Below are 24379 nucleotides of genomic sequence, written 5' to 3' on the forward strand. Positions count from 1 at the left end.
CCGGTACGCACCGACGGCATCGACGGCGTGTGGGAATCCGCGAAGAACTGCATGCGCAACTACCTCATCCTCAAGGAGCGCGCCGCCGCCTTCCGCGCCGACCCCGCCGTCCAGGAGGCACTGACCGCCTCCCGCCTCCACGAGCTCGCCGAGCCCACCGCCGACGACGGCCTCAAGGCCCTCCTCGCCGACCGCACCGCCTACGAGGACTTCGACGCGAACGCCGCCGCCGAACGCTCCATGGCCTTCGAAGCCCTCGACCAGCTCGCCATGGAACACCTCCTCAACGTCCGCTGACCCCGGACAACAGCCCACGGGGCCTTGCCCGCGGACCCCGGGTCCGAGGGCAAGGCCCCGTCGTGCGACAGCCCAGGTCCGTACGAAGCCCCCGCGGCCCGAATGATCGTCAGTGCAATCGGTCGGACGACGCCGGAGTCTCCGACTTCACCCGGGAGCCGACCCATCGGCTTGCCCTGCCGGCGGCAGGGGCCCGGTGGGCCGCAGCTCCCGTTGCCGGCCCGGCCGACCACGGACCACCGAGGCCGTGCCTGCACTCGGGGACAGGGCGGAAGCCGTATCCGCCGGACTGCCGCCCGGCCGACCAGCCGTGTCCGCGTTCCTCGACGTGGGACCGGCGCAGCACCTCATGGACCTGCGCACCGGCAGGACTGCTGACGCATGGCCCCTCGCTCACGGCCCCAGGCGAACCGTGGACCGGCGAAGGGCGGTCGCGCGCACCGGCCTCGATGCCGTCGCGGACCGTGGTGACGCCGCAGGGCGGGGCAGGTCCGGCTCACGGACCATCCGGCCCCGGACGGGCGTACGCCACCGGATCGGCGAGCACGTCCTGCACCACCAGCGCCGCCGCGCCCCGGGCCGCGTCACCCGCGACGGACGAGGCGCGCAGCCGGCCGCCGCCCCGGGACCAGAGTCCGGACACCACGCGGCCCGTCAGCTCCGTGTCGGCAGGGGGCGCGAGCCACGGCATCAGACCGCGGTATATCCCGCCGAGCACCACCGCGTCCGGGTCGAACAGATTCACCGCACCGGACAGCACCTGCCCCAGCATCCGGCCCGCGCCGGCCACTGCGGCCAGCGTCACGGGGTCACCGGCCTGCGCCCGTCGCTCCAGTTCCATCACTCCCGCTGCCCCGCCCGCGGCCTCGTCGATGCCGGCCGCGCGCAGCAGGGCGGACTGGCCCGCGTACTGCTCCAGGCAGCCGCGCGAACCGCACCGGCACTCCGGGCCCGCCGGGTCCACCACCACGTGCCCGATCTCCCCGGCGAAACCGTGCGCACCGCGCAGTAGTTCGCCGTCGAGGACCAGGGCTCCACCGACACCGATCTCGCCCGTCAGGTAGAGGAAACTGCGGACCGTGTCGAGCCCGCCGAACCACAGCTCGGCCAGCGCCGCGAGATTCGCCTCGTTCTCCGAACGCACGGGCAGCGGCGCCGAGTCGACCTGCAGACCGGCGAGCGCCTTCGCGAACAGTTCCTCGGCGGCGACCTGGTTCCAGCCCAGGTTCGGCGCCTGGCGCACCGCACCGCCCGAGACGAGCCCGGGCAGTGCGAGCACCGTACCCACCGGGTACAGATCCTGCTCCCGAGCCGAGTCCAGGGTGCGGGCGGCGATCCCCGCCGCCCGGGCCACGACCTCCTCGGGCGGGGCGCCGCGGTTGTCCAGGTGCTCGGTCTGCCGCACCCGGCCGGTGCCCGCGAGATCCACGACGCACACCGAGACGTAGTCGATGTTGATCTCCACACCCAGCCCGGCGGGCCCGGTGCGCGCCACCTTCAGGGCCGTACCGGGGCGCCCGGCCTGCCCGCTGAACGTCTTGCCCGACTCGGTGACGAAGCCGCTGTCCAGCAGCTGCTCGACCAGCGAGGACACCGCGGCCCGGGTGAGTCCGACCCGGGCGGACACTCCGGCCCGGGTCGCCTCGCCGGTCTCGCCCTCGTCCCGTACGGCGCGCAGCACGAGGCTCAGGTTGTGGCGTCGTACGGTGTCCTTGTCGGCCTTGGACCCCAGGGGCGTGAGGTAGCTCTTCATATCGACGACGAGCCTATGCGATGCCTCTCGGCGCCCCGCTCGCGGTACGAGCCCGGGACCGCGCGCTACATGTCCGTCGCGTCCGTCACCGCGCCCAGGTCGACGAACTTGAAGCCGGTGGCCTCCCGGCCCTCCTCGCTGCCCGAAGCCGAGGTCTCGTGCCCGTCCTGGACCACGAGCAGCCCGTGCGGATAGCGGGAACCCAGCGGCTCGTTGAGCACGGCGGCACCGTCGCACTCCTCGCTGCCGTCGAGGTCGGCCGATACGGCGCCGACGCGGAAGCCGCCCTCGTACTCATTGCCCTCGGACACCTCGCGGTCGTACAGGGCGAAGGTGTCGTCCCCCTGGCCGGACGCCATGAGGTAGCCGTCGCCGCCGGACTCCCGGAAGAGGGTCAGGCCCTCCACGTCGGCCGCCAGCCGCTCGCCGCCGAAGCCCGGGTCGGCGCCCGGCGCGCACTCCTCGCTCTCCGGGTCGTACGTCCCCGGGACGCCGTACTCCTTGACCTTGTCCACGAGGACCGGGCGTCCGTTCAGCGCGGCGGGCAGCCGCCAGATGCCGACGTCCTCCTGGCCCGCGTAGAGCGTGCCGTTCGCCGGGTCGACGACCATCCCCTCGACCTGCGGCAGCTCGTCCGGCTCGCCGCACGGCGTCCACGAGGTGCCGTCCGGGAGCCGGAAGGACGAGGGGAGCGAGAGGGTGCGCACCAGGCGGTAGCCCACCGTGTCCGCCGCCGTGGGCCGCAACTCCAGCAGCGCGAGGTCCGTGGTGTTGCGCCTGCTGACCAGTGCGTACGAACGCCCGGTGGAGCGGTCCTGCCAGGTGGCAAGACCGTACGCCGTCCGCTGCTCGTCGACCTCGGCCTGGCCGGACGAGAAGACCGGGGCGGCGGCCGGATCCGTGACGTCCTTGAGCGGGCCGCCCGGCTGCGCGGGGTCGACACGGTAGATACGGAGACGGTCGTTGCCCCGGTCGCTCACCACGGCCACATCGGCGCGTCCGGACGGGGTGCGGAGCCCGCTGACGAGGTCGACGTTGTTGAACCTGCCCGGGGCGTCGTCCTCCGTCGCGGGTGACGGCGCCGGGATCGACTGGACCAGGGACGCGTCCAGACCGTAGACCCGCAGCCCGCCCTCCTTGGCGGTGGCGACGACCAGGCTGCGCCCGGGATCGGTGTCGTTGCGCCAGATCGCGGGGTCGTCGGCGTCGGCGTTGCCGCCCGCCTCGTCGTCGTACAGCGCGGCCGTCTCTGCCGTCGCCCCGACGGACGGCAGCGACCGTGCGTGCGCGGGGGAGAGCGGGACGAGAGTGATCAGTGCCGTACCGAGGAGAGCGGTCGCCGTCAGGCGAGGGGAGCGGTGCATGCTCACGGATGCTTCCTGTCGTGAGAGGGACATGTCCATGACTCGTGTGGAAGTGTCGGACGGCGGAGCTCTGCCCCGGTGTCGCATCCATGAGGGGGACATGGGCGCCAGGTGAATTCCCGGGTGCGGGCAGGTCCGGCGACGTCTGTCGCCGACCCGGCCCGTCGCCCGCCCCGGGGGCTCAGGGCCGCGCGCCCCGGGCCTTCAGCATGTCGGCCATCAGCGAGATCTCCGACTCCTGGGCGCGGTCCATTCCCGCTGCCAGGCTCCTGATCTCGTCCGTCCCCGCCGCGTCGGCCGCGGCCCGTGCCATGTCGGCGCCCGCGCGGTGGTGGACGGTCATCAGCCGCAGGAACAGCACCTCCGCGTCTCTGCCCTCGGCCGCGCGCAGCTCGTCCAGCTGTGTGTCCGTCGCCATGCCCGGCATGAGGGAGCCGTCCGACGGGGTGACCGGGTGGCCCATCCACTCCATCGGCGGCCGGTCCGAACTCTTGGTCCTGTCCCACGACTCCAGCCATCCCAGCATCATGCCCCGCTGGTTGGCCTGGGTGTTGATGATGTCGTAGGCGAGTCGGCGCACGTCCTCGTCATCGGTGCGGTCCCGGACGATGAACGCCATCTCCACCGCCTGCTGATGGTGGACCGACATGTCCCGGGCGAACCCCACATCGGCCGAGCTCTCCGCGGGCACGGCCCCGGAGGCCCCGGAGGCGGACGAGGCCGCCGAGGGCCGTACGACCATGAGCAGCACGAGCCCCACGGCCACGACGAACACCACGGCCCCCGCCCACACCAGGGAACGGGGAACGCGGGCGGACGAGGTCACTCGGCGACTCCGCCGGAGCAGGCGGCGCCCGGCTCCGGGGTCTGTGGGCCCTGGACGTACTTGGTGAAGAACTGCGCGACGCGGGCGTCGGTGGCGCTCTTCACGGTGAGCTGCTTGCCCCAGGCGCTGAGCATCAGCGGGTCCTTCTGGTCGGACACGGGGCTCATCAGGGAGTACGGCGTCCTGGCGACACGCTCGGAGAGCGCCTCGACGTCGGCATCCTTCGCCTTTTCGTTGTACGTGACCCAGACGGCGCCGTGCTCCAGGGAGTGAACGGCGTTCTCGTTCGGTATCGCCTCGGTGTAGACGTCGGCGTCGCAGTTCATCCAGACCGGGTTGTGGTCACCGCCGACGGGCGGGTTCATCGGGTAGTCGACGGGTGTCCCGACGTGGTCCTGGGCCAGGTCGTTCCATGACTTCTCGCCGGTGACGGGCGAGGTCCTGGCCTTCTCCTCGGCCCTGTCCTGCTCGTCGGCGGCCGACACCAGGTAGCCGCCACCGGCGACGAGGCCGGCGAGCACGACGACGGCCGCGGTGATGGTGATGATGCGGCTGCGGCGCTCGCGGGCCCGCTCCTTGCGGCGGGCCTCCTCGAGCTTGGCCCGGCGCGCGGCGGCTGAGCTGTTCTGGTTCTTGGCGGAAGCCATGTCAGGTCCTCGGGTTCAGCGGATCGCGTGCGCGGAGAGCGCGCCACGCGGGGAAAGGGCACACGGAAGGACCGCCTCCGGCGCATCGGCGGCGCAGAAGGCGGATCCGGGAGGGCCTAGATCCGCTGGACCTGCAGACGCAGTTGGTCGACAGAGCCCACGCTGTCGTTGGAGGGGCCCCGGATGGCCGCGGCTCCGGTGAGCGGTGCGGTCCGGAGCGTCGCCGAGGGACAGGGCAGGGCGAGAGGAGAGGGGTGGCCCGGCAGCACGACGGCCGTGGAGTGGTCCGTCGTACCGTGACAGGAACTGCCGATGCCGCGTTCGTCCGGGGCGTCGGCCACGACGACGGACGCGGCGGCCACGGGGGCCGGGGTGGAGGCCCTGGCGGCGCTCGCGGTAGGGGGGTCGGGGTGGGGCGAGGCCGTGGCGGCCGGGGAGCAGCAGAAGAACACGGCCACGAGCATCAGTGCCCAGGCCGGTGCGACGGGCAGGCTGCTGCCGCCCCGTCGTCGGTCCGTCCACCCGCTCGCTCTGGTCATGGCCACCATCGTAGATGGTGTGTGAAGGTTCAATGAGTTTGGCCCACAGCTTGGCGCGATAATGTGCCCCGGTGACGACGCAATCGAACGTACCTGCGGGCTGGCATCCGGATCCTCACGGCGCGCCCCAGCTGCTGCGCTATTGGGACGGCTCCCGATGGACCGAGCACACGCACCCGGCCGAGGGGCAGGCACCCGCCCAGGCCCAGACGCCGGCGGCAGTGCAGCAGCAGGTCGCACAGCCGTACGCCGGCCGACCGCAGACCGCGATGCCGCAGCAGACCGTCCCTCAGCGGGCAGCTGCCCAGCAGGCGGCCCCCGCGCAGACAGTTCCTCCGCAGGGTGTACCCGGCGCCGGCTCCCTGTTCGACCAGCAGGTCCTGGTCGTGAACCAGAAGGCCAAGCTGATCGAGCTCACGAACGAATACAGCGTCTTCGACCAGCAGGGCAACACGGTCGGTTCGGTCGTCCAGGTCGGCCAGAGCGGCCTGCGTAAGGCGCTCCGGTTCGTCTCCAGCATCGACCAGTACCTCACCCACCGCCTCGAGATCCGCGACGCCTACGGGCAGCCGCACCTGCTCCTGACCCGCCCGGCGAAGTTCATCAAATCCCGCGTCGTCGTGCGGCGCCCGGACGGGCAGCCGGTGGGTGAGATCGTCCAGCAGAACGCCATCGGCAAGATCAACTTCGCCATGATGGTCAACGATCAGCAGGTCGGAGCGATCAAGGCCGAAAACTGGCGCGCGTGGAACTTCGCCATCGTCGACCACACCGGTGCCGAGATCGCCAGGATCACCAAAACCTGGGAAGGCCTGGCGAAGACCATGTTCACCACTGCGGACAACTACGTGCTGCAGATCCACTACCAGCTCCCCGACCCGCTGCTGAGCCTCGTCGTGGCGACGGCCCTGACCGTGGACACCGCACTCAAGCAGGACGCCCGCGGCTTCGGCTGATCCCCGGGGGCGCAGGCCGGCGACTGGCAGGATGGCAGGCATGCCGGTACTGGTGTCGCCTCACATTCCGCCGGGACGGCTCTCCTCGTCCCCTCAGCCGTCCCTGCCCGTCGATGAAGGCATGCTGCTGCGGCCCTGGCGCCCGACCGACGCACCGGCTGTCCTCTCCGCGTTCGCGGACCCCGCGATCCAGCGGTGGCACATGCGCAGGGCCGACTCGGAGGAGGAGGCCGCCTCCTGGATCGAGCAGTGGAACTCGGCCTGGTACACCGAGACCGACGCTCACTGGGCGATCGTCCGGCTCGACCACGACAGGCACGAGGAGGTGATCGGCCGCATCGCGCTGCGTGATCTGATTCCGGCCGTCGGATACGCCGAATGCGCCTACTGGGTCCTGCCCGCCGCGCGCGGGACCGGCGTCGCGCCCCGGGCGGTCGGTGCGGTGCGGCGGTGGGCCTTCGCGGAGAAGACCGGCTTCGAACGCCTCGAACTCGTGCACTCGGTGCTGAACGAGGCGTCCTGCCGTGTCGCGACGAAGTCCGGGTTCCCTCTCGAAGGCATCCGCCGACGGGGGAATCTGCATGCCGACGGATGGCACGACATGCACGTCCACGCGCGGGTACGCGGTGACGTCCAGTCCGGCTGACCTCCGCCCGGGTCACGCACCTGGCTCCGGCCGCTCCGCCTCTTCCGTCTCCGCCAGGACCCGTTCGGCCACCGCGAACGCCGAGTTCGCCGCAGGGACCCCGCAGTAGACCCCCGTCTGCAGCAGGGCTGCGCCGATCTCCCGCGGGCTGAGGCCGTTGCGTACCGCCGCGCGGACATGCATCGCCAGCTCGCCGTAGTGGCCGTGCGCGACCAGGGCGGTCAGCGTGATCAGGCTGCGCTCCCGCCGGGACAGCGTCGGATCGGTCCAGATCTCGCCCCAGGCGTAGCGGGAGATGAAGTCCTGGAAGGGCGCGGTGAACTCCGTGGTCGCGGCCTGCGCCCGGTCCACGTGCGCATCGCCCAGAACCTCGCGGCGTACCGCCGTCCCGCTCCCGCGCTCCCGGGGCGCGAAGTGGGCGCGCAGGGCTTCCCGTACGGCTGCCGGACGTTCGGCGGGAGCCAGATGGGAGGTGCGCGGCAGTTCGGTCAGCGCGGCCCCCGCGATCCCGTCGGCGATCTCCCGGGCGTGCGCGGGCGGCGTCGCCTGGTCCTCGCGGCCCGCGATGACCAGCGTCGGCGCGCGTACTGCGGACAGCCCGTCCCGCAGGTCGCAGTCGGCGAGCGCGTCGCAGCACGCCGCGTAGGCCGCGGGGTCGGTGCCCAGCAGGTCGTCGAGCAGCCGGGGCTCGGTGAAGCCGGGCGTGAACCAGCGGGTCGCCGCGCTCTCCGCGACCTTGCCGAGGCCCTCGGCCCGCACGAGGGCGGCTCGCTCCCGCCATGGGCCCGGGTCGCCGAAGTGGGCGGAGGAGCAGACGACGGCCAGGCGGTCGACACGCTCCGGGTGGTGGACGGCGAGCCAGAGGCCCACCGCGCCGCCCAGCGAGACCCCGGCGTACGAGAACCGTTCCAGGGACAGCGAGTCGGCGAGTGCCAGGACCAGCGCGCCCAGATCGGCGACGGTCGCCCCCGGGCCGATCAGCCCGGCGGGTGAGCCGCCATGCCCCGGAAGGTCCCACCGTACGACCCGGTGGGCGGCGGACAGCTCGGGGGCGACTCCGTCCCAGAGCGCGGTGGAGGTGCCGAGTGACGGGCCGAGCATGAGCGGGGGTGCGCTCGCCGGTCCTTCGGCGAGGTGGTGGAGGAGACGGGCGGGCGTCGTGGTCATCGGCGCTCCAGAGCGCGGTCGGTGAGGGGCCCGGCGCAGCCGGTGTACCGGGCGGGGTCGGTCAGTTCCGTGAGATCCAGGCCGTCGAAGGCGGGCTCCCCGGCGAGGATCTCCGTGAGGGGTCTGCCCTCGTCGCGGGCCCGGCCGGCGGCCCGGGTGAGGATCTCGTCGGCGCGGGCCCGGCCCACCCGGCCGGCGGCGACTGCGGCGAGCCGCTCCGAGACGATCAGCCCGCCGGTCAGCCCCAGGTGGCTCCGCATGGCCGACGGGAACACTCTGAGCCCCTCGGCGAGTTCCACCGCGTCCCTCGCCGCCCCGCCGACCAGGCGCAGCAGGTCGCGCAGCGGCTCCCATTCGGCGTGCCAGGCCCCGGCGGGCCGTTCGTCCTCGGCGGCGAGCGAGCCGTACAGCGTGGCCGCGGCTCCGGGCGCGCGGCGGGAGGCGGCGGCGATCAGGGTGGCGCGGACGGGATTGGCCTTGTGCGGCATCGCGGAGGAGCCGCCGCCGGATCCTTCGGCGAGCTCGGCGATCTCCGTACGGGACAGGATGAGCACATCGACCGCCACCTTGCCGAGCGCGCCCGCCGTGAAGGCGAGCGCACCGGCCAGGTCGGCGACCGGGGTACGCAGGGTGTGCCAGGGCAACGGCGGTTCGGACAGGCCCAGTTCCTGGGCGTAGGCACCGACGAGATCGAGCCCCGCAGCGTCCCCGGCGTCCCCGGAGAAGGCGGCCAGCGTGCCCGCCGCGCCGCCGAGCTGGACGGGGAGCGCACTGCGTACCGCCCGCAGCCGGTCCCGCGCGTCGAGTGCCAGCGACCGCCAGCCCACGGCCTTGAGCCCGAACGTCGTCGGCACGGCGTGCTGGGTCAGGGTGCGGCCGGGCATCGGTGTGTCGCGGTGTTCGGCCGCCAGCCGCGCCAGCGCCTCGGCGGTCCGGTTCAGGTCGTCGACGACAAGTGCCAGGGTGCGGGACGCCACCAGCACGGCGGCGGTGTCGAGAATGTCCTGGCTGGTCGCGCCCCGGTGGACGAAGGGCCGCACGTCCTCGTCGACGGCGGCCGAAAGGGCGGCGACCAGCGGGATCACCGGATTGCCGCCGGACCGCGCTCGCAGCGCCAGATCCCGTACGTCGAACCGGCCGGCCTCCGCCGCCGCGGTGACCGCCCGCCCCGCCTCCGCCGGGGCGAGCCCGGAGGCGGACTGGGCCCGGGTGAGGGCCGCCTCGGCGTCCAGCAGGGCCTGCAGGAAGGCGTGGTCGCCCGTGGCGGTCTCGGCGGCGGAGCCGGCCCGCCCCGGGGAGAGGAGGCCGGCATCGCTCTCGTGCATCAGCTGAACTCCAGGAAGACCGTCTCGTCGTCGCCCTGGAGACGGATGTCGAAGCGGTAGGTGCGGTGGTCCGTGCGTGTCGCGATCAGTGTGGCGCGCCGCTCCGCGTCCAGCGACCGCAGCAGCGGATCGCCCGCCTCCGCAACCTCGCCGAGCAGATCGGGGAGATACACGCGCGTGTAGAGGTGGTGGACCACGCCGCGGGCGAACACCGCCGCGCAGAGGTACGGGACACCGCCGGGCGGGAGCGTACGCACGAACCAGTGGCCGGCCGCGTCCGTCGGCGCCCGTCCGAAGCCGGTGAAGTCCACCCCGTTGCGTCCGATCGCCTTGCCCGTCGCGGGGTCGTGGCGTAGCGATCCGGGGAGGCCGGTGCGCGATCCGTCGGGTGCGGGCTGCCAGGTCTCGACGATCGCGTCGGGCACGGGGTCGCCCTGGCCGTCGAGCACATCGCCGTGCACCGTGATGGTGCCGGGGTGCCCCGCCGGGGCGACCTCGCTGCCGCCGGGGAAGGGCAGCGCGTAGCCGTAGAAGGGGCCGACGGTCTGGGAGGGAGTCGGGGCGTGGGACATCAGGCGTCGCCTTCTTCCTCGGTCCAGGTCGCACACGGTCCGTCGAGGACGATGTCCCAGCGGTAGCCGAGGGACCACTCGGGAACGGACAGGTCGTGGTCGTACGTCGATATGAGCCGCTCACGCGCGGGCCGGTCCGTGACCGAGCGGATCACCGGGTCGTAGGGGAGCAGCGGATCGCCGGGGAAGTACATCTGGGTGACGAGCCGCTGGCTGAACGACGTACCGAACAGCGAGAAGTGGATGTGCGCGGGGCGCCAGGCGTTGATGTGGTTGCGCCACGGATAGGCGCCCGGCTTGACGGTCGTGAACGAGTAGCCACCGTCGTCGTCGGTCAGGCAGCGTCCGAAGCCGGTGAAATTGGGGTCCAGCGGGGCCGGGTGCTGGTCGAGCTGGTGGGCGTACCGCCCCGAGGCGTTGGCCTGCCACACCTCGACGAGCTGCCGCCGGACCGGCCGGCCGGCCCGGTCCAGTACCCGGCCGGTGACGGTGATCCGCTCCCCGAGCGGCTCGCCGTCATGCTGGGCGGTGAGGTCCCGGTCCAGCGCGGTCACATCGGTGACGCCGAAGGCCGGGCCGGACAGCTCGACCGCCTCCGGGTCACGCACGGGGATGAGAGAGCGAAGCGGGTGGCGGAAGTGGCTGCTGCGGTACGGGGGGTAGTCGCGCGGGGGATGGCGGGCACCCGGCTCTGCTGCCGCCTGGGCGCGGGCCACCTCGGAGTCGATCTCCTGCTGGCTCATTCCGTCGGGCAACGGATACGCGGGAAGGTCACGTGCAGTCATGTCACGGCTCCGTGAATTGCTGATAATGCTCAGTACACTGATTAAATGTGGTGCCCGTGAAGCTATCCACGGCTTGTCTTTGAGGTCAAGTCCCTCAGTACACTGTGTACCTTCGAGTTCCCAGCCGATGTCTCGGCCGATGTCCCGGCCGACGCCCCAGTCGATGTCCCAGTCGATGTCCCAGCCGACGTCCCGGCCGACGGCCGACAGAGAGAGCGGTGCCGTGCACGCGGTCGACCTGAGCACCCACCCCGGGCACCTGGCCCGGCGACTGCAGCAGGCACACCACCTGCTCTGGAACGCGATGGTCTCCCAGGAGATCACCTCGCCCCAGTTCGCCGTCCTCAACGCCCTGACCGCCGAACCGGGCCTCGACCAGCGGACGGTGGGGGAGCGGGTCGGCCTCGACCGGTCCACCGTCGCCGAGGTGATCACCCGGCTCCTGCGCCGGGAACTGCTGGACAAGGTGCGCGACCCGAACGACGGGCGGCGCTTCTTGCTGCGCCTCACGGAGGACGGCGTCCGCACCCACCGGCGGCTCGCGCTGCTCACGGTCCGGATGAACCAGGTCTTCCTCGGCCCGCTCTCGGCGGACGAGCAGCGGACACTCTTCGGTTTGATGGGCAGGGTGGCGGACGCCGCCGAGGCCTTCCGTGTGCCGGAGGAGGCCAGGTCGCCCGGAGGCCGGTGAGAACCGGTCTCAGGGTGTGTGGACTCCGAACCGGGCCCCCTGGGGGTCGCGGAGCGTCGCGACCCAGGGCCCGCCCGGGATGTGTGCCGGGGGTGCGAGCGGCTCGCCCCCCGCGGTCACGGCCCTGGCGGCGGTGGTCTCGGTGTCGGACACGGTGAAGTAGGGCAGCCAGTGCGGTGGCGTCTCGGCCCGCTCGTCGTCGTCCTGCTCCTTCATGCCGCCGAAGTCGGCTCCGTCCACACCCCAGTGGGTGAAGTGTGCGGAGGAGCTGACGGTCCAGCCGAACACGGCCGGGTAGAAGGCGAGCGCGCCCTGCGGATCGGGGGTGCGGAGCTCGGTCCAGCCCAGGGACCCCGGATCGTTGAAGCGCCCGGCGCCCGGGAAGGCGCGGGCCTGCCAGAGGGAGAACACCGCGCCGGACGGATCGGCGGCCACCGCGAACCTGCCCTGGTCGAAGACGTCCATCGGCCCCATCGGTACGGTCCCGCCCGCCTCCCGCACGGCATCGGCCGCGGCGTCCGCGTCCTCGGTGGCGAAGGAGACGGTCCAGGCCGGCTGCTGCTCCGGGCGGTAGAGGGGGCTGAAGGCCGCGACAGCGTCCTCGCCGATGCGTGCCGTCGTGTATCCCCCCGCTTCGGGCCGCGGGTCGGTCTCGGAACGCCAGCCGAAGAGCCCCGCGTAGAACGCCTGGGCAGCCGGTACGTCCGAGGTGCTCAGCTCGACCCAACAGGGGCCGCCGGGCACCGGTTCCGTGAGCTTCATACGGTTTCCTCCCGAGGCGCGGCCAGTCGTCGCATTCCTGCGCTGCTGTGCAGCACGCTATGACCGTGCCGGAGCGGCGGCTACCGGAGGTGGTCGACTCGGCTCATATATTTTACGTGTGTAATATCTGTTAACGTAAATACGTGAGTGATACAGCCATGCGACCCCGGAAGTCATCCGTCCACAGACTGCCGGTCACCGGTGTCCTGCGGCTGAAGAGCCCCACGGAGATCTGGTACAAGCCTGCGCTGAGCGTCGTGGTCGCGTCGGTCGTCCCGAATCTGTCGCTGTACTCCCTCGACCGCCTCGACCTCGTCATGTACACCATGGCGGGATCGCTCTGCGCGCTCTACGGGCACAACCTGCCGTACGCAAGCAGGGCCCACACCATCCTCCGGGTGATCCTGGGGATGGCCGCAGGCCTCGCTGTCGCCCTCGTCGCCTCCTCGCTCATCGACTCGACCGCCGTGCTGATCGCTGTCGGCGCGCTGCTCGCGGCAGCGCAGAAAACCTTCTGTGACGCGACCCGCATCGGCCCGCCCGGCAACGTGATTTTCGCCTTCGTCACCTCGGCTGCGCTCTTCGCCCCGCAGGAGCTCGGGCAGGTGCCGGGGCACATGGCGCTGATGCTGGCCGCGGGCGCCTTCTCCTGGCTGGTCACCGCCGGCCCGGCCCTGTGGCACCGGGAGGGGCCCGAGCGCCTCGCCACCGCCCGCGCCCTCGACGCCGCCGCGGCCTACGCGGCGGATCCCGACGCCCGGACCCGGCATGCCGCAGCCGCGGCCGTCCAGGCGGCCTGGCAGTCACTGCTGGCCGCCGGACGTTCCACCCCCGTGCGCCGGGCACTCGAGCGGCTCGTCGTCCACGCCGAGCGGGCCCTCGCGACCACCGCGGCCGAAGGCCACGTCGCGGGAGCGGACCCCGCCGAGCTGCGCCGGTGGGCGGCGGCGACCCGGGGCCGCGGCCCCGTCCCCAGCCCGCCACCCGCGTCCGGCACCGTCGAACAGCTCTTCGGGATCGAGGCCGAACGGGCCGGTCGGCGGATGCGGCGAGGACGGCGGGAGGCCCGGCGCGGGATGCTGCGCGCACTCGGCCCGGGCTCCCCGGTGCTGCCGGTCGCCTTCCGTACCCTCGTCGGGTGCGCTCTGGCAGGCTATGTCTCCTCGGCGCTCGGGGTAGGCCATCCCTACTGGGCCCTCGTCACCGCGGCTTCCGTCTACCAGCCCAATCTCACCCTCACCTGGAGCAGGGCGCTGCAGCGGACCGTCGGCACCCTCCTCGGCGTGCTGGTCTTCGCGGCCGTCATCCCGCTCGCCCGGGTCGGCCCGCTCGTCCTCGTCCTGTGCGTGTTGTTCTTCAACTTCGCCGCCGAGGCACTGATCACCCGCAACTACTGGCTCGGCTCCGTCGCCGTCACCCCGATGGCCCTGCTGATCCTGGAATTCGGCGGATTCCAGCCGGCGGGTGAGCTCATCGCCGACCGCGTCCTGGACACCCTCGTGGGTGTCGCGGTCGGATTCCTCGCCGCGATCGCCGTCACCAATCGCCGGGCCTCCGGCCGTGTGGAACGGGCCCTCGCCGCAGCGGGGGAGGCCAGGGACCGGGCCGAGCGGGCCGTCGCCGCCCCGGCGGCCGACGCACCGACGCTCGATGCGGCTCGCAGGAGGCTGACCGCCTCCCTCGTCGAGCTGCGCGACGCCGGCGACGTCGCTTCGGGCGAATGGTGGCAGCACGCACTGCCCGAGGAAGAGCTGCTGGCTGCCGAGCAGGCAGGACACCGTACGCTCGCGGCGACAGCACAACGGCAGGGGCTGATCACTCTGCCCCTGGGGAACGGAGCGGTGTGACCGATGACATCGTGGCCTCGGTGGTACGGCAGTGGCATGCCGTCAACCCGGGGCTGGACACCGGACCGATGGAACTCATCGGTCGCATCAACCGCTGCGCGGCCCTCCTCCAGCAGGCCGAGGACGCCCCCTTGCGGGCCGCCGGACTGACGCGTGCCGAATTCGATCTGCTCGGCGCGATGCGGCGCACCGACCGTGAGCTCACCCCCGGCGAGCTGGCCCGCGAGACCTTCTCGTCCGGAGCCGCTGTCACGAAGCGGTTGCGTGCCCTGCAGGAGTCCGGCCTGATCGGCCGCCGCAGCGACCCGAGGGACCGCAGGGTCGCGCACGTAGGGCTGACGGACGCTGGACGCGACCTGGTCGACCGGCTGATGCCCGAACAGCTCGCCTACGAGCGTTCGGTGCTCTCCGGGCTCGACGAGGAGACACGCAGCGGGCTCAGCGGACAGCTGGCCGAGCTGCTGGTGCAACTGGAGGGCCGGCTCGGCGGCCGCCGCTGAGACAGCGCCCTTCCCCGTGGGCGGGTGGCGTGCAGGGCGGCCCTCGGGTGACGGCCGTCACCGACGGTGAGGGCCGCCGCAGGCGAGGAGCGTCGCGTCGGTGCCCGGCGACCGGCCGTACGGACTCCGCGAACTTCCTGCCACCGCACTCGCACACGCGTCCGTCGCTCAGGGATCTGCTCCTTTCGATCCGATTCGATCGCATGTGCCTTTGTCCTGCTCTGAGGTTCACCAGAATTCGTGGACGCTGACGTTTTTCGCCCGTACGTGCGCTTCATTTCACCTTCACGCAGGAAGGTCGCCGACCTCCACAGGCTCCCGTGCCCATCAGCTGTCCCGCACAGCGGGACACGTGCGTCCATTTTCTCCCGATTCCCGAATCCTGTCACTCCCTGTGTACGCCCGGCGGCTCTGAGTGCGAAACCTGGTGAGTGTATTACCGCCGGCGGGCTCGCGCAGGGGGTTGGGTGAATATGCCGAAGCGCTGCTCTGATCTGGCTAGGCTCACGCGCAGTGAAGTCGAGTTGATATGAATTCGAGCACTTGCCCACAACCGTCCGTGCAAGTGTGTATACCTCCCGAATCAACCGCCAGAGGGTTTTAGATGGTCCGTGTTGAATCACCGCCGACCAACAGAGACATCCCCGTAGCCCGTGCCGTGCTCCTGCCCGTCGTGCTGATGGCAGGCGCCACGGCCGCCGGCGCGGTGCCGGTCACCGGGGCCACGCGGGCGGCAGTCGTCTGGTGCGGTGCGATCGCCACAGTCGTGGTCGCCACGCTCACCGTCGTACTGAAGCGCCGACGCCGGGCGATGCGCGTCCAGCGAGCCGAGTACGAACAGCGCATCGCCTTCCTGGAACACCGCATCGCCTCGTACGACCAGGAGACCGAACGGCTCACCAAGGAGCTCCTGCCCGCCGCGATCCGCAGGCTGCGCGCGAGCAACTCGCCGCAGGAGGTGATGCGCGACATCGTCGACGCGGACGCGTCGTACCGCAACCTTCCGAAGGCGCAGCGCGCACTGGTTCTCCAGGTCCTCGACATCATCGACAACGAAGAGGCGATGCGTGACTCCGCGCAGCGCGCGTTCGTCAGTGTCGCCCGCCGCGTCCAGGCCATCGTCCACCGGCAGGCCAGTGAGCTCCGGGAGATGGAGGATCACCACGGGCGCAACCCCGACGTCTTCGACGACCTGCTCCGCATCGACCACGGCACCGCGCTGATCGGGCGGCTCGCCGACTCCATCGCCGTGCTCGGCGGCGCCCGCCCGAGCCGCCAGTGGCCCAAGGCCGTACCGCTGTTCAGCGTGCTGCGCGGTGCGATGTCCCGGATCCTCGAGTACCAGCGCGTCGATCTGCACTCGATCGCCAAGGTCGCCATCGTCGGCACCGCGGTCGAACCGCTCATCCATGCCTGCGCCGAACTCCTCGACAACGCGACGCGCTACTCGCCGCCGCAGACCCGGGTGCACGTCACCGCGGTCGAGGTGCAGACCGGCATCGCCATCGAGATCGAGGACGGCGGCGTCAGCCTCAGCGAGGAGGCCCGTGGAAGGGCCGAGAACATGCTCGCCCAGGCCCAGGCCGGCATCAACATGAATGACCTGGGGGAGTCCCCGCGCCTCGGCATGGCCGTGGTCGGCCGTCTCGCCCGCATGTATCAACTACAGGTCTCCTTGCGGCAGTCCGCGTACGGAGGGGTCCGCGCCGTACTCATCGTGCCGCGCGACATGATCACCACCGGTCCCGCACCCGGCATCGCGCACGGCATCGGCGCCACCTCGCGGCCCCAGAGCTCGCTCGACATGTCGCAGATGCAGCACGTCGTCCCCCCGCGCGGCAAGCACAAGGCGCGCCCCGCCCCGAGCGGGCCGGCCCCGTCGCTCGCGATGCCTGCTCCCGCCCCTGCCCCGGCAGCCTCCGCCACACGGTCCGCGCCCGCCGCGGCAGCCATGGACGACGACGAGATCGTCGTGACCGAGTGGACCGAAGGCGGCCTCCCGCAGCGCCGCAGCCGAGGGCGCGCCCCCCTCGGTTCGCACAACCTCCCGCAGCAGTCCGCGCCGGCCGCGGAGCCCGCCGCGCGCAACGGGCACACCGCAAACGGCGGGGGCTCGGCACCGCCCGGCCTCTGGCTGGAGGCCTTCACCCAGGCCGTCAACGGTGTGCCCCGGGAGCCGAAGAACGACAGAGACTCTGACGACGTGTGGGACAAGGGAGACGAGAAGTGATCCAGCAACGGGGAAACATGGACTGGATGCTCAAGGAACTGGCCGACGACGTACCGAGCATCCACCAGATCGTGGTGCTCTCCGCCGACGGCCTCCGGATCGCACGGCACGGCGGCGACCCCGACGTCGCCGACCGTCTCGCCGCAGCCTGCGCGGGACTGCAGAGCCTGGCCGCGGCCGTCGCCACCGAGATCCCCTACAGCGACGGCCTGATGAAGCTCGTCGTCATCGAGGTCACCGGAGGGTTCTTCTACCTGATGGCCGCGGGCACCGGGGCCTACCTCGCGGTCCTGGCCGGTGAGACGGTCGACGCCGGACTGGTGGGCGCGCGCATGCGCGACATGGTCGTCCGTATCGGAGCGCACCTGACGAGCCCTCCGCGCCATGACGGGCAGGCCGGATGAGTCCTCCCCGACGAGAACGCCGGAAGGCCGATCCGGAGGTGAGCGACCCGGAACGGCTGTACGTGATCACAGGTGCCCCCGACGGCGAGAGAGCGGCACTCGACCTCGTCACGATGGTGGTGGCTCAGGCCGAGCCGTCGCCGACGGTGCAGCCCGAGCAGGCCGCGATCATGCGGCTCTGCAAGGCGCCGCTGTCCGTGGCCGAGATCTCGGCCTATCTGAGCCTCCCCTTCAGCGTGGTCACCTCGCTCCTGACAGAACTCCTGGCGACCGAACTGATCGAATCGCGCGCGCCCATCGTCCGCGCGGCGCTCCCGGACCGGTCCCTCCTCGAAGCGGTGATGCATGGACTTCAGAAGCTCTGACACGATCACGGGCCCCCGCAGCGAGGACGTCCTTCCCAGCACGGCCACGGCCGCGGTGAAGGTCGTCGTCGTCGGCGGGTTCGGGGTCGGCAAGACGACCATGGTCGGCTCGGTGAGCGAGATCCGGCCCCTGACGACCGAAGAGACCATGACCCAGGCCGGTGTCGGCGTGGACGACAACGTGGGGGTGGAGACCAAGACCTCCACCACCGTCGCCATGGACTTCGGGCGGATCAGCCTCAGCGACGAACTGATCCTCTACCTGTTCGGTACCCCGGGCCAGGAGCGCTTCTGGTTCCTGTGGAACGGACTCTTCGAAGGAGCGCTCGGAGCCGTCGTCCTCATCGACACCCGCCGGCTCGAGGTCAGTTTCGACGTCATCGGCAGGCTGGAGGAGCGCGGTGTGCCGTTCGTCGTCGCCGTCAACACCTTCCCCGGAGCACCGCACCACCCCGTCGAGGCCCTTCGCCGGGCGCTGGACCTGCCGGACGAGGTCCCGATGATCGACTGCGATGCCCGACTGCGCGGGTCCAGCCGCGATGTGCTGATGACCCTGATGCGTTACCTGCACCGCCTCGCCGTGCCGCTCGCCTGACCGCGGCCCGCACCTCTGCCCCAGACCGGACTCTGTCCCCACTCCGCCCGGTCTCGGAACTTATTTCTGGAGCCACTGTGACAACCCCCTTCCAGCACGAACCCGGATCGGCCACAGGTCCGGTGCCGCCCCCGCAGTGCCCTGCGCACGGCATGGGCATCGGGCCCGGCGGACTACGACGGCTGTACGGCCCCGAGATCGAGTCGGATCCCGCGGGTCTGTACGAGAAGCTGCGCGCCGAACACGGCGCGGTGGCGCCCGTGCTGCTGCACGACGACGTCCCCGCCTGGCTGGTGCTCGGACACAGCGAGAACCTCCACATGACCCGCACCCCCTCACAGTTCTCCCGCGACTCGCGCCGTTGGCGTGCCCTGCAGGACGGCACTGTGGGGCCGGACCACCCGCTCGCCCCGGTGTTCACCTGGCAGCCGGTGTGTTCGTTCGCCGAAGGCGCCACCCACGAACGGCTGCGCGGCGCGGTCACCGACAGCATGGCGTGCATCGACACCCGTGGCGTGCGCCGCCATATCACCCGTTACAGCAACCGGCTCGTCAACGACTTCTGCCAGGAAGGCCGGGCCGAACTGATCAACCAGTTCGCCGAGCGACTGCCGATGATGGTGATGTGCGCGATCATCGGTATGCCGGAGGAGTACAACGACCGTCTGGTGCAGGCCGCTCGTGACATGCTGCGGGGCTCGGAGACCGCGGTCGCGAGCAACGCCTACGTGGTCGGCGCGCTGGACCGGCTGGTCCAGCGCCGCCGGGCGGCGCCCGGTGAGGACTTCGCCACCTGGCTGGTCGAACACCCCGCCGGACTCACCGACAAGGAGGTCAGCGAGCACCTGCGGGTGGTTCTCATCGTCGCCTACGAGACGACCGCCAACCTGATCGCCAACGTGCTGCGCATGGTCCTCACGGACCCGAGGTTCCGGGCCAGGCTCAGCGGCGGGCACATGACCGTGCCCGAGGCGGTCGAGCAGACTCTGTGGGACGAGCCGCCGTTCGCCTCGATCCTCGGCCGCTGGGCGGTGGGCGACACCGAGCTCGGCGGGCAGCAGATCAAGGCAGGCGACGCCCTCATCGTGGGCATCACGCAGGCCAACACGGATCCCGTCGTACGCCCCGACCTCAACGCCAGCATGGAGGGCAACCGCGCCCACATGGCGTTCAGCAGCGGCCCTCACGAGTGCCCCGGCCAGGACATCGGACGCGCCATCGCCGACGTAGGCGTCGACGCCCTCCTGATGCGTCTTCCCGACCTGGAACTCGGTGTCGAAGAAGACAAGCTGGTCTGGAAAGGGAACTTCCTGTCACGGCACCTGGTGGACCTGCCGGCGAGCTTCGCACCCACCGCGGAGCAGGAGATCGACGCCGAACCGCTGCCGGCGGTGTCCCGGGCCCGTTCCCAGGCCGACTGGGAGGTGTCGTCGCCCGCCGTCCCCCGGCGGGCCCCCGCCGCCCCGGTCGCCGAGCCGTACGGGCCCTCCGGGGAGGCAGCCGCCGTTCCGGCGCAGCGGAGCGGTCCGACGAAGGTCTGGCACGCCGTCCTGCGCTGGTGGAACGGACACTGACAGCGGCACCGTCCACCGTTCCGTGTGCCCCGGGCCCCCGGGTCCGGGGCACACGGCTTCCTTCCCCGTACCATCGGGCAGCGTGAAGCTGACAATTCTCGGCGGCGGCGGATTCCGGGTCCCTCTCGTGTACGGCGCGCTGCTCGGCGACCACGCCGAAGGCCGCGTCTCGCGGGTGACCCTGTACGACACGGACGCGGACCGGCTCACCGCCGTGGCGCGGGTCCTGGCCGAACAGGCGGCAGGCATCGCGGACGCGCCCGCTGTCCTGGCCACCGGCGATCTCGACGAGGCCCTGCGGGGCGCGGACTTCGTCTTCTCCGCGATCCGGGTCGGCGGCCTGGAAGGCCGCGCGGCCGACGAACGCGTCGCGCTCGACGAAGGCGTCCTGGGCCAGGAGACGGTCGGGGCCGGCGGCATCGCCTACGGGCTGCGCACCGTCCCCGTCGCGACGGACCTCGCCCGGCGTATCGCCCGGCTCGCGCCCGACGCGTGGGTCATCAACTTCACCAACCCGGCGGGCCTGGTCACCGAGGCCATGGCCCGTCACCTCGGCGACCGGGTCATCGGCATCTGTGACTCGCCGGTGGGACTCGGCCGCCGGTTGGCCCGGGTCCTGGGCGCGGACCCGGACCGGGCCTGGATCGACTACGTCGGACTCAACCACCTCGGCTGGGTCCGCGGCCTGTGGGTCGGCGGACGCGACGAACTGCCGCGCCTCCTCGCGGACCCGGCGCTGCTCGGCTCCTTCGAGGAGGGCAGGCTCTTCGGTCCCGACTGGCTGAGCTCACTGGGTGCGGTCCCCAACGAATACCTGCATTACTACTACTTCAACCGGGAAGCGGTCCGCGCCTACCGTGACGCCGAGCAGACCCGTGGCGCCTTCCTCCGGGACCAGCAGGAGGGCTTCTACGCCCGGATGAAGGACCCGGCAGCCCCGCCGCTGGCCACCTGGGACCGAACGCGTGCCGAACGCGAGGCGACGTACATGGCGGAGAACCGGGATGTGGCCGGGGCCGGTGAACGCGAGGAGAGCGATCTGGAGTCCGGGGGTTACGAGCAGGTGGCCCTCGCCCTGATGCGGGCTGTGGCCCGTAACGAACGCACCTCGCTGATCCTCGACGTCCGTAACCGGGGGACCCTGTCGGTGCTCGACGCGGAGGCCGTCATCGAGGTGCCGTGCCTGGTCGACGCCAACGGCGCGCATCCCGTTGCGGTGGACCCGCTCCCGTATCACGCGGTCGGGCTGGTCACAGCGGTCAAGGCCGTGGAGCGGGCGGTGCTCGAAGCCGCGGAGAGCGGATCACGGGCGGCGGCCGTGCGGGCCTTCGCCCTGCACCCGCTGGTCGACTCCGTCTCTGTGGCCCGCCGCCTGGTCGAGGGATACACCAGGGCCCACCCGGGGCTCGCCTATCTCGACCGGCCGTGAGCGGGGTCCGGTCAGGGAGCGGGCACGGCCCTCGGCCGGCCGGACGGGGCCCAGGACGGCACGACACCCGTGACCTGGCACACCATGAGGAAGAGGGGAATGGGCGGCGTGTAGGGCGTACGGCTGTCCGGTGCGTGGATCAGCCGGGGGTGCCCGGCGGGGACGTAGGCCCCGGTGGCGTACGACGCCTGCTCCGGCCAGTCCAGATCGAGATCCGAACCCGACGGGACGATCCACCACCACTGTTCGGCGTCGGCGAACACGCATCCGGCGCGCGGCAGATGAGACATCAACCGGAATCCGTACTGTGCGGGCACGCCCACCGCGTCGCAGCCGAGGCTCGCCGACAGTGCGGGAGGGAGAGGTAGCCGGACCCGGTCCGGTGGGCCGTCCTCCTCCACGGGCCGGGCGCGACGCGCGCCGAGCAGACGGGACAGGGCGTTCCTCAGCATTCCCGCTCCGGGCCGTACGGCACTTCCGCCCACACGACGCGCCCCGAGTGGCACCCCGCGTCGTGGGATCCCCAGGCGGTGCTCATGGAGTCGACGAGCAAGAGTCCGCGCCCGTGTTCGCCCTCGGCGGTGAGGGACAGCCGGGGGCCGCCGGGCTGATGACCCTGGTCCTGTACGGAGATACGCAACCGGCCGTCGTCGCACCGGAGCTCGCAGACGACCCGGGCGCTCGCGGTGTGCACCACCGCGTTCGTGACCAGCTCGGACACGATCAGCACCGCGGCGTCGTAGGCGTCCCCGGTCAGCCGCCAGTCCGCCAGCCGGGCCCGTGTGAGGCGCCGGGCGCCGGCGACCGACTCGGGGTGCGCCGACAGCGCGAAGCAGTAACGGAGCGCTTCCGCCCCAGGGCTGAGATCCATGAGCCGGGGGATGAGCGCACTGCCAGGTGCCACGACCGATTCCTCACAGTGGGGGCTGCGTCACGCTTCGCACCAACCCCGGAAAGGGGCGGACGCGACACGCGAACTTGGTTCGGTCACCAACTCTCCCCCTGACATGAACACTTGGCAAGAGGCACTCTGAAAAATTCAGAGTGACTGTGTCCCTGGAGGCGTGCGCATGGCACACTGCTCGCACACAGCGCATCGGGAGGTCTGAAGTGAGCGAACCGCGGTCCGCCCCGACCGTGGGCCAGGTCGTTCTCGGCAAGCGCCTGCAGGATCTGCGGGAGCGCGTCGGCCTGAGCCGCGACCAGGCGGCGAAGGTGCTTCGTGTCGCCCCGGGGACCATACGCAGAATGGAGACCGCCGAGGTCGGGCTGAAGATCCCGTACGTCCAGCTCCTCCTCAAGGCCTACGGAATCGCCGACGACGAGACCGACGCCTTCGTCGAACTCGCCGAAGAGGCCAACAAGCCCGGCTGGTGGCAGCGCTTCCACGACGTGCTGCCCGACTGGTTCAGCATGTACGTCAGCCTGGAAGGTGCCGCGAGTCTTCTGCGTACGTACGAGCCGCACTTCGTCCCCGGTCTGCTGCAGACGGAGGACTACGCGCGCTCCGTCCTGCGCACCGGCGCGGTCGGCCAGACCCGGCCCGCGGATATCGAGCGTCATGTGGCGCTGCGGATGGAGCGGCAGTCACTGCTCACCAAGGCGGAGGCGCCGAAGCTGTGGGTGGTGATGGACGAGACGGTCCTGCGCCGCCCCGTCGGCGGCCCCGAGGCCATGCGGGCCCAGGTCGACCGCCTGCTCGAAGCGATCGACATGCCCAATGTGACCCTGCAGATCGCGGAGTTCGCGACCGGCCATCACCCTGGCACGTACGGCCCGTTCGTCCTCTTCCGCTTCGCGGTCCCTGAACTCCCCGACATGGTCTACAGCGAGTACCTGACCGGCGCCGTCTACTTCGACGCGCGCCCCGAGGTCGCTTCCTATCTCGAGGTCATGGACCGAATGGCGGCTCAGGCCGCAACTGCACAACGCACGAAGGAAATCCTCAGGGAATTCCGCGAGGAGCTGTGATGAACCCCATATACAACGGCATGCCGGCCGCCGACCTCGGCACCGAAGGCTGGTACAAGCCGTGGAGCGGTGGTAACGGCGGCAATTGCATCGAGGCCATGAAGCTGGCCGACGGCAGGGTGGCGGTCCGGCAGTCCGCGGACCCCGACGGCCCCGCTCTCATCTATTCCAACGGCGAGATCGCCGCCTTCATCCAGGGTGCCAAGGCCGGGCAGGCCGACTTCCTTCTCACCTGACGCACAGCCACATGATCACGCCCGACACGCTGTTCGCCGCAGGCCGTCGAGATCGGCAGGAGCAAGCCGCATCCGGCACGGATGTACGACTGGTCCTCGGCGGCTACGCGGGCGTGGCGCTCAAGCGCTGAACCATGCGGGGCGGGCCGGCCCGGCCTGCGACGGGCAGGTCACAATGGACACATGCCACGACGCACCTCACGCCCCCGCCGACCGGCCGCTCCGCAGGCGGGGCCCCCGCAGATCACCCAGGCGTCACCGTGCCCGTGCGGTCTTCCGGCGTCCTACGGGGACTGCTGCGGCCGACTGCACGTGGGCACTGCCGCGGCCCCGACGTGCGAGGCGCTGATGCGCTCGCGGTACGCGGCCTTCGTCGTCCAGGACGCCGGGTACCTGCTGCGCACCTGGCACCCGGAGTCCCGCCCGCCGGCCATCGGCTTCGACCCGGGGACGCGCTGGGAGCGGCTGGAGATCCTGGCGACCACCGAGGGCAGTGCCTTCCACACCACCGGCACGGTCACCTTCCGCGCGCACTACACCGACGACGGCAGGCCCGACTCGCTCCATGAACAGAGCCGCTTCGTCCGCGAGCGGGGCGCGTGGGTGTACCAGACGGCGGTCTTCGTCGAGTAGGGCGTTCTGCCTGTTCAGGCAGAGGCCATCGCACACTCGCGGGGCGCCGTCCTCGGCCGGCCGTTCTCCGAGCCGGCGCCGGGCACCTCGCGTTCGCGCCGGGCCGGCACTTCCGCGTGGGCGCGCTGCCGGCCAGGGCCGAGGGAGGGCGTCCCCGCACGCGGCCCGGCGTCGCTCCCCGTACCGTTCACCCGGGCGGCGTCTGAACCCCGGCACGTCCATACGGTCCGGAGTTGGTTCAGGTTGCCGACAAGCCGCCGGACCG

General features: G+C 71.5%; 26 protein-coding genes and 1 pseudogene. 15 read left to right on the forward strand and 12 right to left on the reverse strand.

Features of this window, described 5'->3' with window-relative positions:
* A pseudogene (locus ACWD04_RS28755) lies at positions 1-297 on the forward strand (xylose isomerase); the annotation flags it as partial.
* A 496-nt stretch (positions 298-793) separates the two neighbouring features.
* Here the strand turns inward: ACWD04_RS28755 and ACWD04_RS28760 are convergent.
* The 5 genes from ACWD04_RS28760 to ACWD04_RS28780 form a co-directional block, all read right to left on the reverse strand.
* Positions 794-2050, reverse strand: coding sequence for an ROK family protein (locus ACWD04_RS28760; protein ID WP_451136654.1), 1257 nt, complete (start codon positions 2048-2050; stop codon positions 794-796).
* A 65-nt stretch (positions 2051-2115) separates the two neighbouring features.
* On the reverse strand, positions 2116-3414 hold the full coding sequence (locus ACWD04_RS28765) for a phytase (RefSeq protein WP_451136709.1): 1299 nt from the start codon (positions 3412-3414) through the stop codon (positions 2116-2118).
* A gap of 181 nt (positions 3415-3595) precedes the next feature.
* On the reverse strand, positions 3596-4156 hold the full coding sequence (locus tag ACWD04_RS28770) for a DUF305 domain-containing protein (RefSeq protein ID WP_451136710.1): 561 nt from the start codon (positions 4154-4156) through the stop codon (positions 3596-3598).
* Positions 4157-4236: 80 nt separating this feature from the next.
* Complete coding sequence (locus ACWD04_RS28775; RefSeq protein ID WP_451136655.1) at positions 4237-4887, reverse strand: DUF3105 domain-containing protein; 651 nt, start codon at positions 4885-4887, stop codon at positions 4237-4239.
* A 116-nt stretch (positions 4888-5003) separates the two neighbouring features.
* Positions 5004-5435, reverse strand: coding sequence for a hypothetical protein (locus ACWD04_RS28780; protein ID WP_451136656.1), 432 nt, complete (start codon positions 5433-5435; stop codon positions 5004-5006).
* A gap of 62 nt (positions 5436-5497) precedes the next feature.
* Here ACWD04_RS28780 and ACWD04_RS28785 point away from each other — a divergent pair, with 62 nt between their 5' ends.
* Together ACWD04_RS28785 and ACWD04_RS28790 are read left to right on the forward strand one after the other, a co-directional pair.
* On the forward strand, positions 5498-6382 hold the full coding sequence (locus ACWD04_RS28785; RefSeq protein WP_451136657.1) for a phospholipid scramblase-related protein: 885 nt from the start codon (positions 5498-5500) through the stop codon (positions 6380-6382).
* Between the two features lie 40 nt (positions 6383-6422).
* Positions 6423-7028 carry a GNAT family N-acetyltransferase gene (locus tag ACWD04_RS28790; RefSeq protein WP_451136658.1) on the forward strand — a complete coding sequence of 202 codons (606 nt, stop codon included), beginning with the start codon at positions 6423-6425 and terminating at the stop codon, positions 7026-7028.
* A gap of 12 nt (positions 7029-7040) precedes the next feature.
* Here ACWD04_RS28790 and pcaDC read toward each other — a convergent pair whose 3' ends face one another.
* Genes pcaDC through pcaH form a run of 4 tightly spaced genes read right to left on the reverse strand, consistent with a single transcriptional unit; the run spans position 7041 to position 10877 of the window.
* Positions 7041-8195, reverse strand: a complete 1155-nt coding sequence (pcaDC, locus tag ACWD04_RS28795; protein ID WP_451136659.1) for a bifunctional 3-oxoadipate enol-lactonase/4-carboxymuconolactone decarboxylase PcaDC — start codon at positions 8193-8195, stop codon at positions 7041-7043.
* Positions 8192-9520 (reverse strand): 3-carboxy-cis,cis-muconate cycloisomerase, encoded by a 1329-nt coding sequence (gene pcaB / locus ACWD04_RS28800; protein ID WP_451136660.1) that lies wholly within the window; start codon positions 9518-9520, stop codon positions 8192-8194. The genes pcaDC and pcaB overlap by 4 nt, the downstream gene beginning before the upstream one ends.
* Positions 9520-10092, reverse strand: coding sequence for a protocatechuate 3,4-dioxygenase subunit alpha (pcaG, locus tag ACWD04_RS28805; protein ID WP_451136661.1), 573 nt, complete (start codon positions 10090-10092; stop codon positions 9520-9522). The genes pcaB and pcaG overlap by 1 nt, the downstream gene beginning before the upstream one ends.
* A complete protein-coding gene (gene pcaH, locus ACWD04_RS28810; protein WP_451136662.1) occupies positions 10092-10877 on the reverse strand; it encodes a protocatechuate 3,4-dioxygenase subunit beta in 786 nt (261 codons plus the stop codon). Before pcaH ends, pcaG begins: the two co-directional genes overlap by 1 nt.
* 223 nt (positions 10878-11100) lie before the next feature.
* On the opposite strand from pcaH, the gene ACWD04_RS28815 reads away from it, so the two are divergent.
* Positions 11101-11568 carry a MarR family winged helix-turn-helix transcriptional regulator gene (locus ACWD04_RS28815; RefSeq protein WP_451136711.1) on the forward strand — a complete coding sequence of 156 codons (468 nt, stop codon included), beginning with the start codon at positions 11101-11103 and terminating at the stop codon, positions 11566-11568.
* 9 nt (positions 11569-11577) lie between these two features.
* Here the strand turns inward: ACWD04_RS28815 and ACWD04_RS28820 are convergent, their stop codons facing one another.
* On the reverse strand, positions 11578-12330 hold the full coding sequence (locus tag ACWD04_RS28820) for a VOC family protein (protein ID WP_451136663.1): 753 nt from the start codon (positions 12328-12330) through the stop codon (positions 11578-11580).
* A 158-nt stretch (positions 12331-12488) separates the two neighbouring features.
* On the opposite strand from ACWD04_RS28820, the gene ACWD04_RS28825 reads away from it, so the two are divergent.
* The 8 genes from ACWD04_RS28825 to ACWD04_RS28860 all read left to right on the forward strand — a co-directional run bounded on the left by ACWD04_RS28825 (position 12489) and on the right by ACWD04_RS28860 (position 21274).
* Positions 12489-14177, forward strand: a complete 1689-nt coding sequence (locus ACWD04_RS28825; protein WP_451136712.1) for an FUSC family protein — start codon at positions 12489-12491, stop codon at positions 14175-14177.
* Positions 14174-14677 (forward strand): MarR family winged helix-turn-helix transcriptional regulator, encoded by a 504-nt coding sequence (locus ACWD04_RS28830; RefSeq protein WP_451136664.1) that lies wholly within the window; start codon positions 14174-14176, stop codon positions 14675-14677. The genes ACWD04_RS28825 and ACWD04_RS28830 overlap by 4 nt, the downstream gene beginning before the upstream one ends.
* Before the next feature lie 604 nt (positions 14678-15281).
* Entirely contained in the window at positions 15282-16907 is a 1626-nt protein-coding gene (locus tag ACWD04_RS28835) for a sensor histidine kinase (RefSeq protein ID WP_451136665.1), read from the forward strand.
* Positions 16904-17311 (forward strand): roadblock/LC7 domain-containing protein, encoded by a 408-nt coding sequence (locus tag ACWD04_RS28840; protein ID WP_014049573.1) that lies wholly within the window; start codon positions 16904-16906, stop codon positions 17309-17311. The genes ACWD04_RS28835 and ACWD04_RS28840 overlap by 4 nt, the downstream gene beginning before the upstream one ends.
* Positions 17308-17676: a DUF742 domain-containing protein gene (locus ACWD04_RS28845; protein WP_351280604.1), complete on the forward strand. Its 369-nt coding sequence runs from the start codon at positions 17308-17310 to the stop codon at positions 17674-17676. Before ACWD04_RS28840 ends, ACWD04_RS28845 begins: the two co-directional genes overlap by 4 nt.
* Complete coding sequence (locus ACWD04_RS28850; protein WP_451136666.1) at positions 17657-18271, forward strand: GTP-binding protein; 615 nt, start codon at positions 17657-17659, stop codon at positions 18269-18271. The genes ACWD04_RS28845 and ACWD04_RS28850 overlap by 20 nt, the downstream gene beginning before the upstream one ends.
* Positions 18272-18348: 77 nt before the next feature.
* Positions 18349-19845, forward strand: a complete 1497-nt coding sequence (locus tag ACWD04_RS28855) for a cytochrome P450 (RefSeq protein ID WP_451136667.1) — start codon at positions 18349-18351, stop codon at positions 19843-19845.
* 82 nt (positions 19846-19927) lie between these two features.
* Positions 19928-21274, forward strand: coding sequence for a 6-phospho-beta-glucosidase (locus ACWD04_RS28860; RefSeq protein ID WP_451136668.1), 1347 nt, complete (start codon positions 19928-19930; stop codon positions 21272-21274).
* Positions 21275-21285: 11 nt separating this feature from the next.
* Here the strand turns inward: ACWD04_RS28860 and ACWD04_RS28865 are convergent, their stop codons facing one another.
* Together ACWD04_RS28865 and ACWD04_RS28870 are read right to left on the reverse strand one after the other, a co-directional pair.
* Positions 21286-21726, reverse strand: a complete 441-nt coding sequence (locus ACWD04_RS28865) for a hypothetical protein (RefSeq protein ID WP_451136669.1) — start codon at positions 21724-21726, stop codon at positions 21286-21288.
* Positions 21720-22178, reverse strand: a complete 459-nt coding sequence (locus tag ACWD04_RS28870; RefSeq protein ID WP_451136670.1) for an ATP-binding protein — start codon at positions 22176-22178, stop codon at positions 21720-21722. The genes ACWD04_RS28865 and ACWD04_RS28870 overlap by 7 nt, the downstream gene beginning before the upstream one ends.
* Positions 22179-22384: 206 nt before the next feature.
* Between ACWD04_RS28870 and ACWD04_RS28875 the strand changes: the two genes are divergently transcribed.
* From ACWD04_RS28875 to ACWD04_RS28885, 3 genes are all read left to right on the forward strand, one after another.
* Positions 22385-23245: a helix-turn-helix domain-containing protein gene (locus ACWD04_RS28875; RefSeq protein WP_451136671.1), complete on the forward strand. Its 861-nt coding sequence runs from the start codon at positions 22385-22387 to the stop codon at positions 23243-23245.
* Positions 23245-23481: a DUF397 domain-containing protein gene (locus tag ACWD04_RS28880; RefSeq protein WP_451136672.1), complete on the forward strand. Its 237-nt coding sequence runs from the start codon at positions 23245-23247 to the stop codon at positions 23479-23481. Before ACWD04_RS28875 ends, ACWD04_RS28880 begins: the two co-directional genes overlap by 1 nt.
* Positions 23482-23664: 183 nt before the next feature.
* Positions 23665-24114 carry a YchJ family protein gene (locus ACWD04_RS28885; RefSeq protein ID WP_451136673.1) on the forward strand — a complete coding sequence of 150 codons (450 nt, stop codon included), beginning with the start codon at positions 23665-23667 and terminating at the stop codon, positions 24112-24114.
* The last annotated feature ends 265 nt before the right edge of the window (positions 24115-24379 follow it).

The organism is Streptomyces sp. NPDC002911, from assembly GCF_053591835.1.

Bases quoted from the DNA above. Each gene is read 5' to 3' on its own strand.
- ACWD04_RS28760 (WP_451136654.1), bottom strand. From the start codon at position 2,050: ATGAAGAGCTACCTCACGCCCCTGGGGTCCAAGGCCGACAAGGACACC.
- ACWD04_RS28765 (WP_451136709.1), bottom strand. From the start codon at position 3,414: ATGCACCGCTCCCCTCGCCTGACGGCGACCGCTCTCCTCGGTACGGCA.
- ACWD04_RS28770 (WP_451136710.1), bottom strand. From the start codon at position 4,156: ATGGTCGTACGGCCCTCGGCGGCCTCGTCCGCCTCCGGGGCCTCCGGG.
- ACWD04_RS28775 (WP_451136655.1), bottom strand. From the start codon at position 4,887: ATGGCTTCCGCCAAGAACCAGAACAGCTCAGCCGCCGCGCGCCGGGCC.
- ACWD04_RS28780 (WP_451136656.1), bottom strand. From the start codon at position 5,435: ATGGTGGCCATGACCAGAGCGAGCGGGTGGACGGACCGACGACGGGGC.
- ACWD04_RS28790 (WP_451136658.1), top strand. From the start codon at position 6,423: ATGCCGGTACTGGTGTCGCCTCACATTCCGCCGGGACGGCTCTCCTCG.
- pcaDC (WP_451136659.1), bottom strand. From the start codon at position 8,195: ATGACCACGACGCCCGCCCGTCTCCTCCACCACCTCGCCGAAGGACCG.
- pcaB (WP_451136660.1), bottom strand. From the start codon at position 9,520: ATGCACGAGAGCGATGCCGGCCTCCTCTCCCCGGGGCGGGCCGGCTCC.
- pcaG (WP_451136661.1), bottom strand. From the start codon at position 10,092: ATGTCCCACGCCCCGACTCCCTCCCAGACCGTCGGCCCCTTCTACGGC.
- pcaH (WP_451136662.1), bottom strand. From the start codon at position 10,877: ATGACTGCACGTGACCTTCCCGCGTATCCGTTGCCCGACGGAATGAGC.
- ACWD04_RS28820 (WP_451136663.1), bottom strand. From the start codon at position 12,330: ATGAAGCTCACGGAACCGGTGCCCGGCGGCCCCTGTTGGGTCGAGCTG.
- ACWD04_RS28825 (WP_451136712.1), top strand. From the start codon at position 12,489: ATGCGACCCCGGAAGTCATCCGTCCACAGACTGCCGGTCACCGGTGTC.
- ACWD04_RS28835 (WP_451136665.1), top strand. From the start codon at position 15,282: ATGGTCCGTGTTGAATCACCGCCGACCAACAGAGACATCCCCGTAGCC.
- ACWD04_RS28845 (WP_351280604.1), top strand. From the start codon at position 17,308: ATGAGTCCTCCCCGACGAGAACGCCGGAAGGCCGATCCGGAGGTGAGC.
- ACWD04_RS28850 (WP_451136666.1), top strand. From the start codon at position 17,657: ATGGACTTCAGAAGCTCTGACACGATCACGGGCCCCCGCAGCGAGGAC.
- ACWD04_RS28865 (WP_451136669.1), bottom strand. From the start codon at position 21,726: ATGCTGAGGAACGCCCTGTCCCGTCTGCTCGGCGCGCGTCGCGCCCGG.
- ACWD04_RS28880 (WP_451136672.1), top strand. From the start codon at position 23,245: ATGAACCCCATATACAACGGCATGCCGGCCGCCGACCTCGGCACCGAA.
- ACWD04_RS28885 (WP_451136673.1), top strand. From the start codon at position 23,665: ATGCCACGACGCACCTCACGCCCCCGCCGACCGGCCGCTCCGCAGGCG.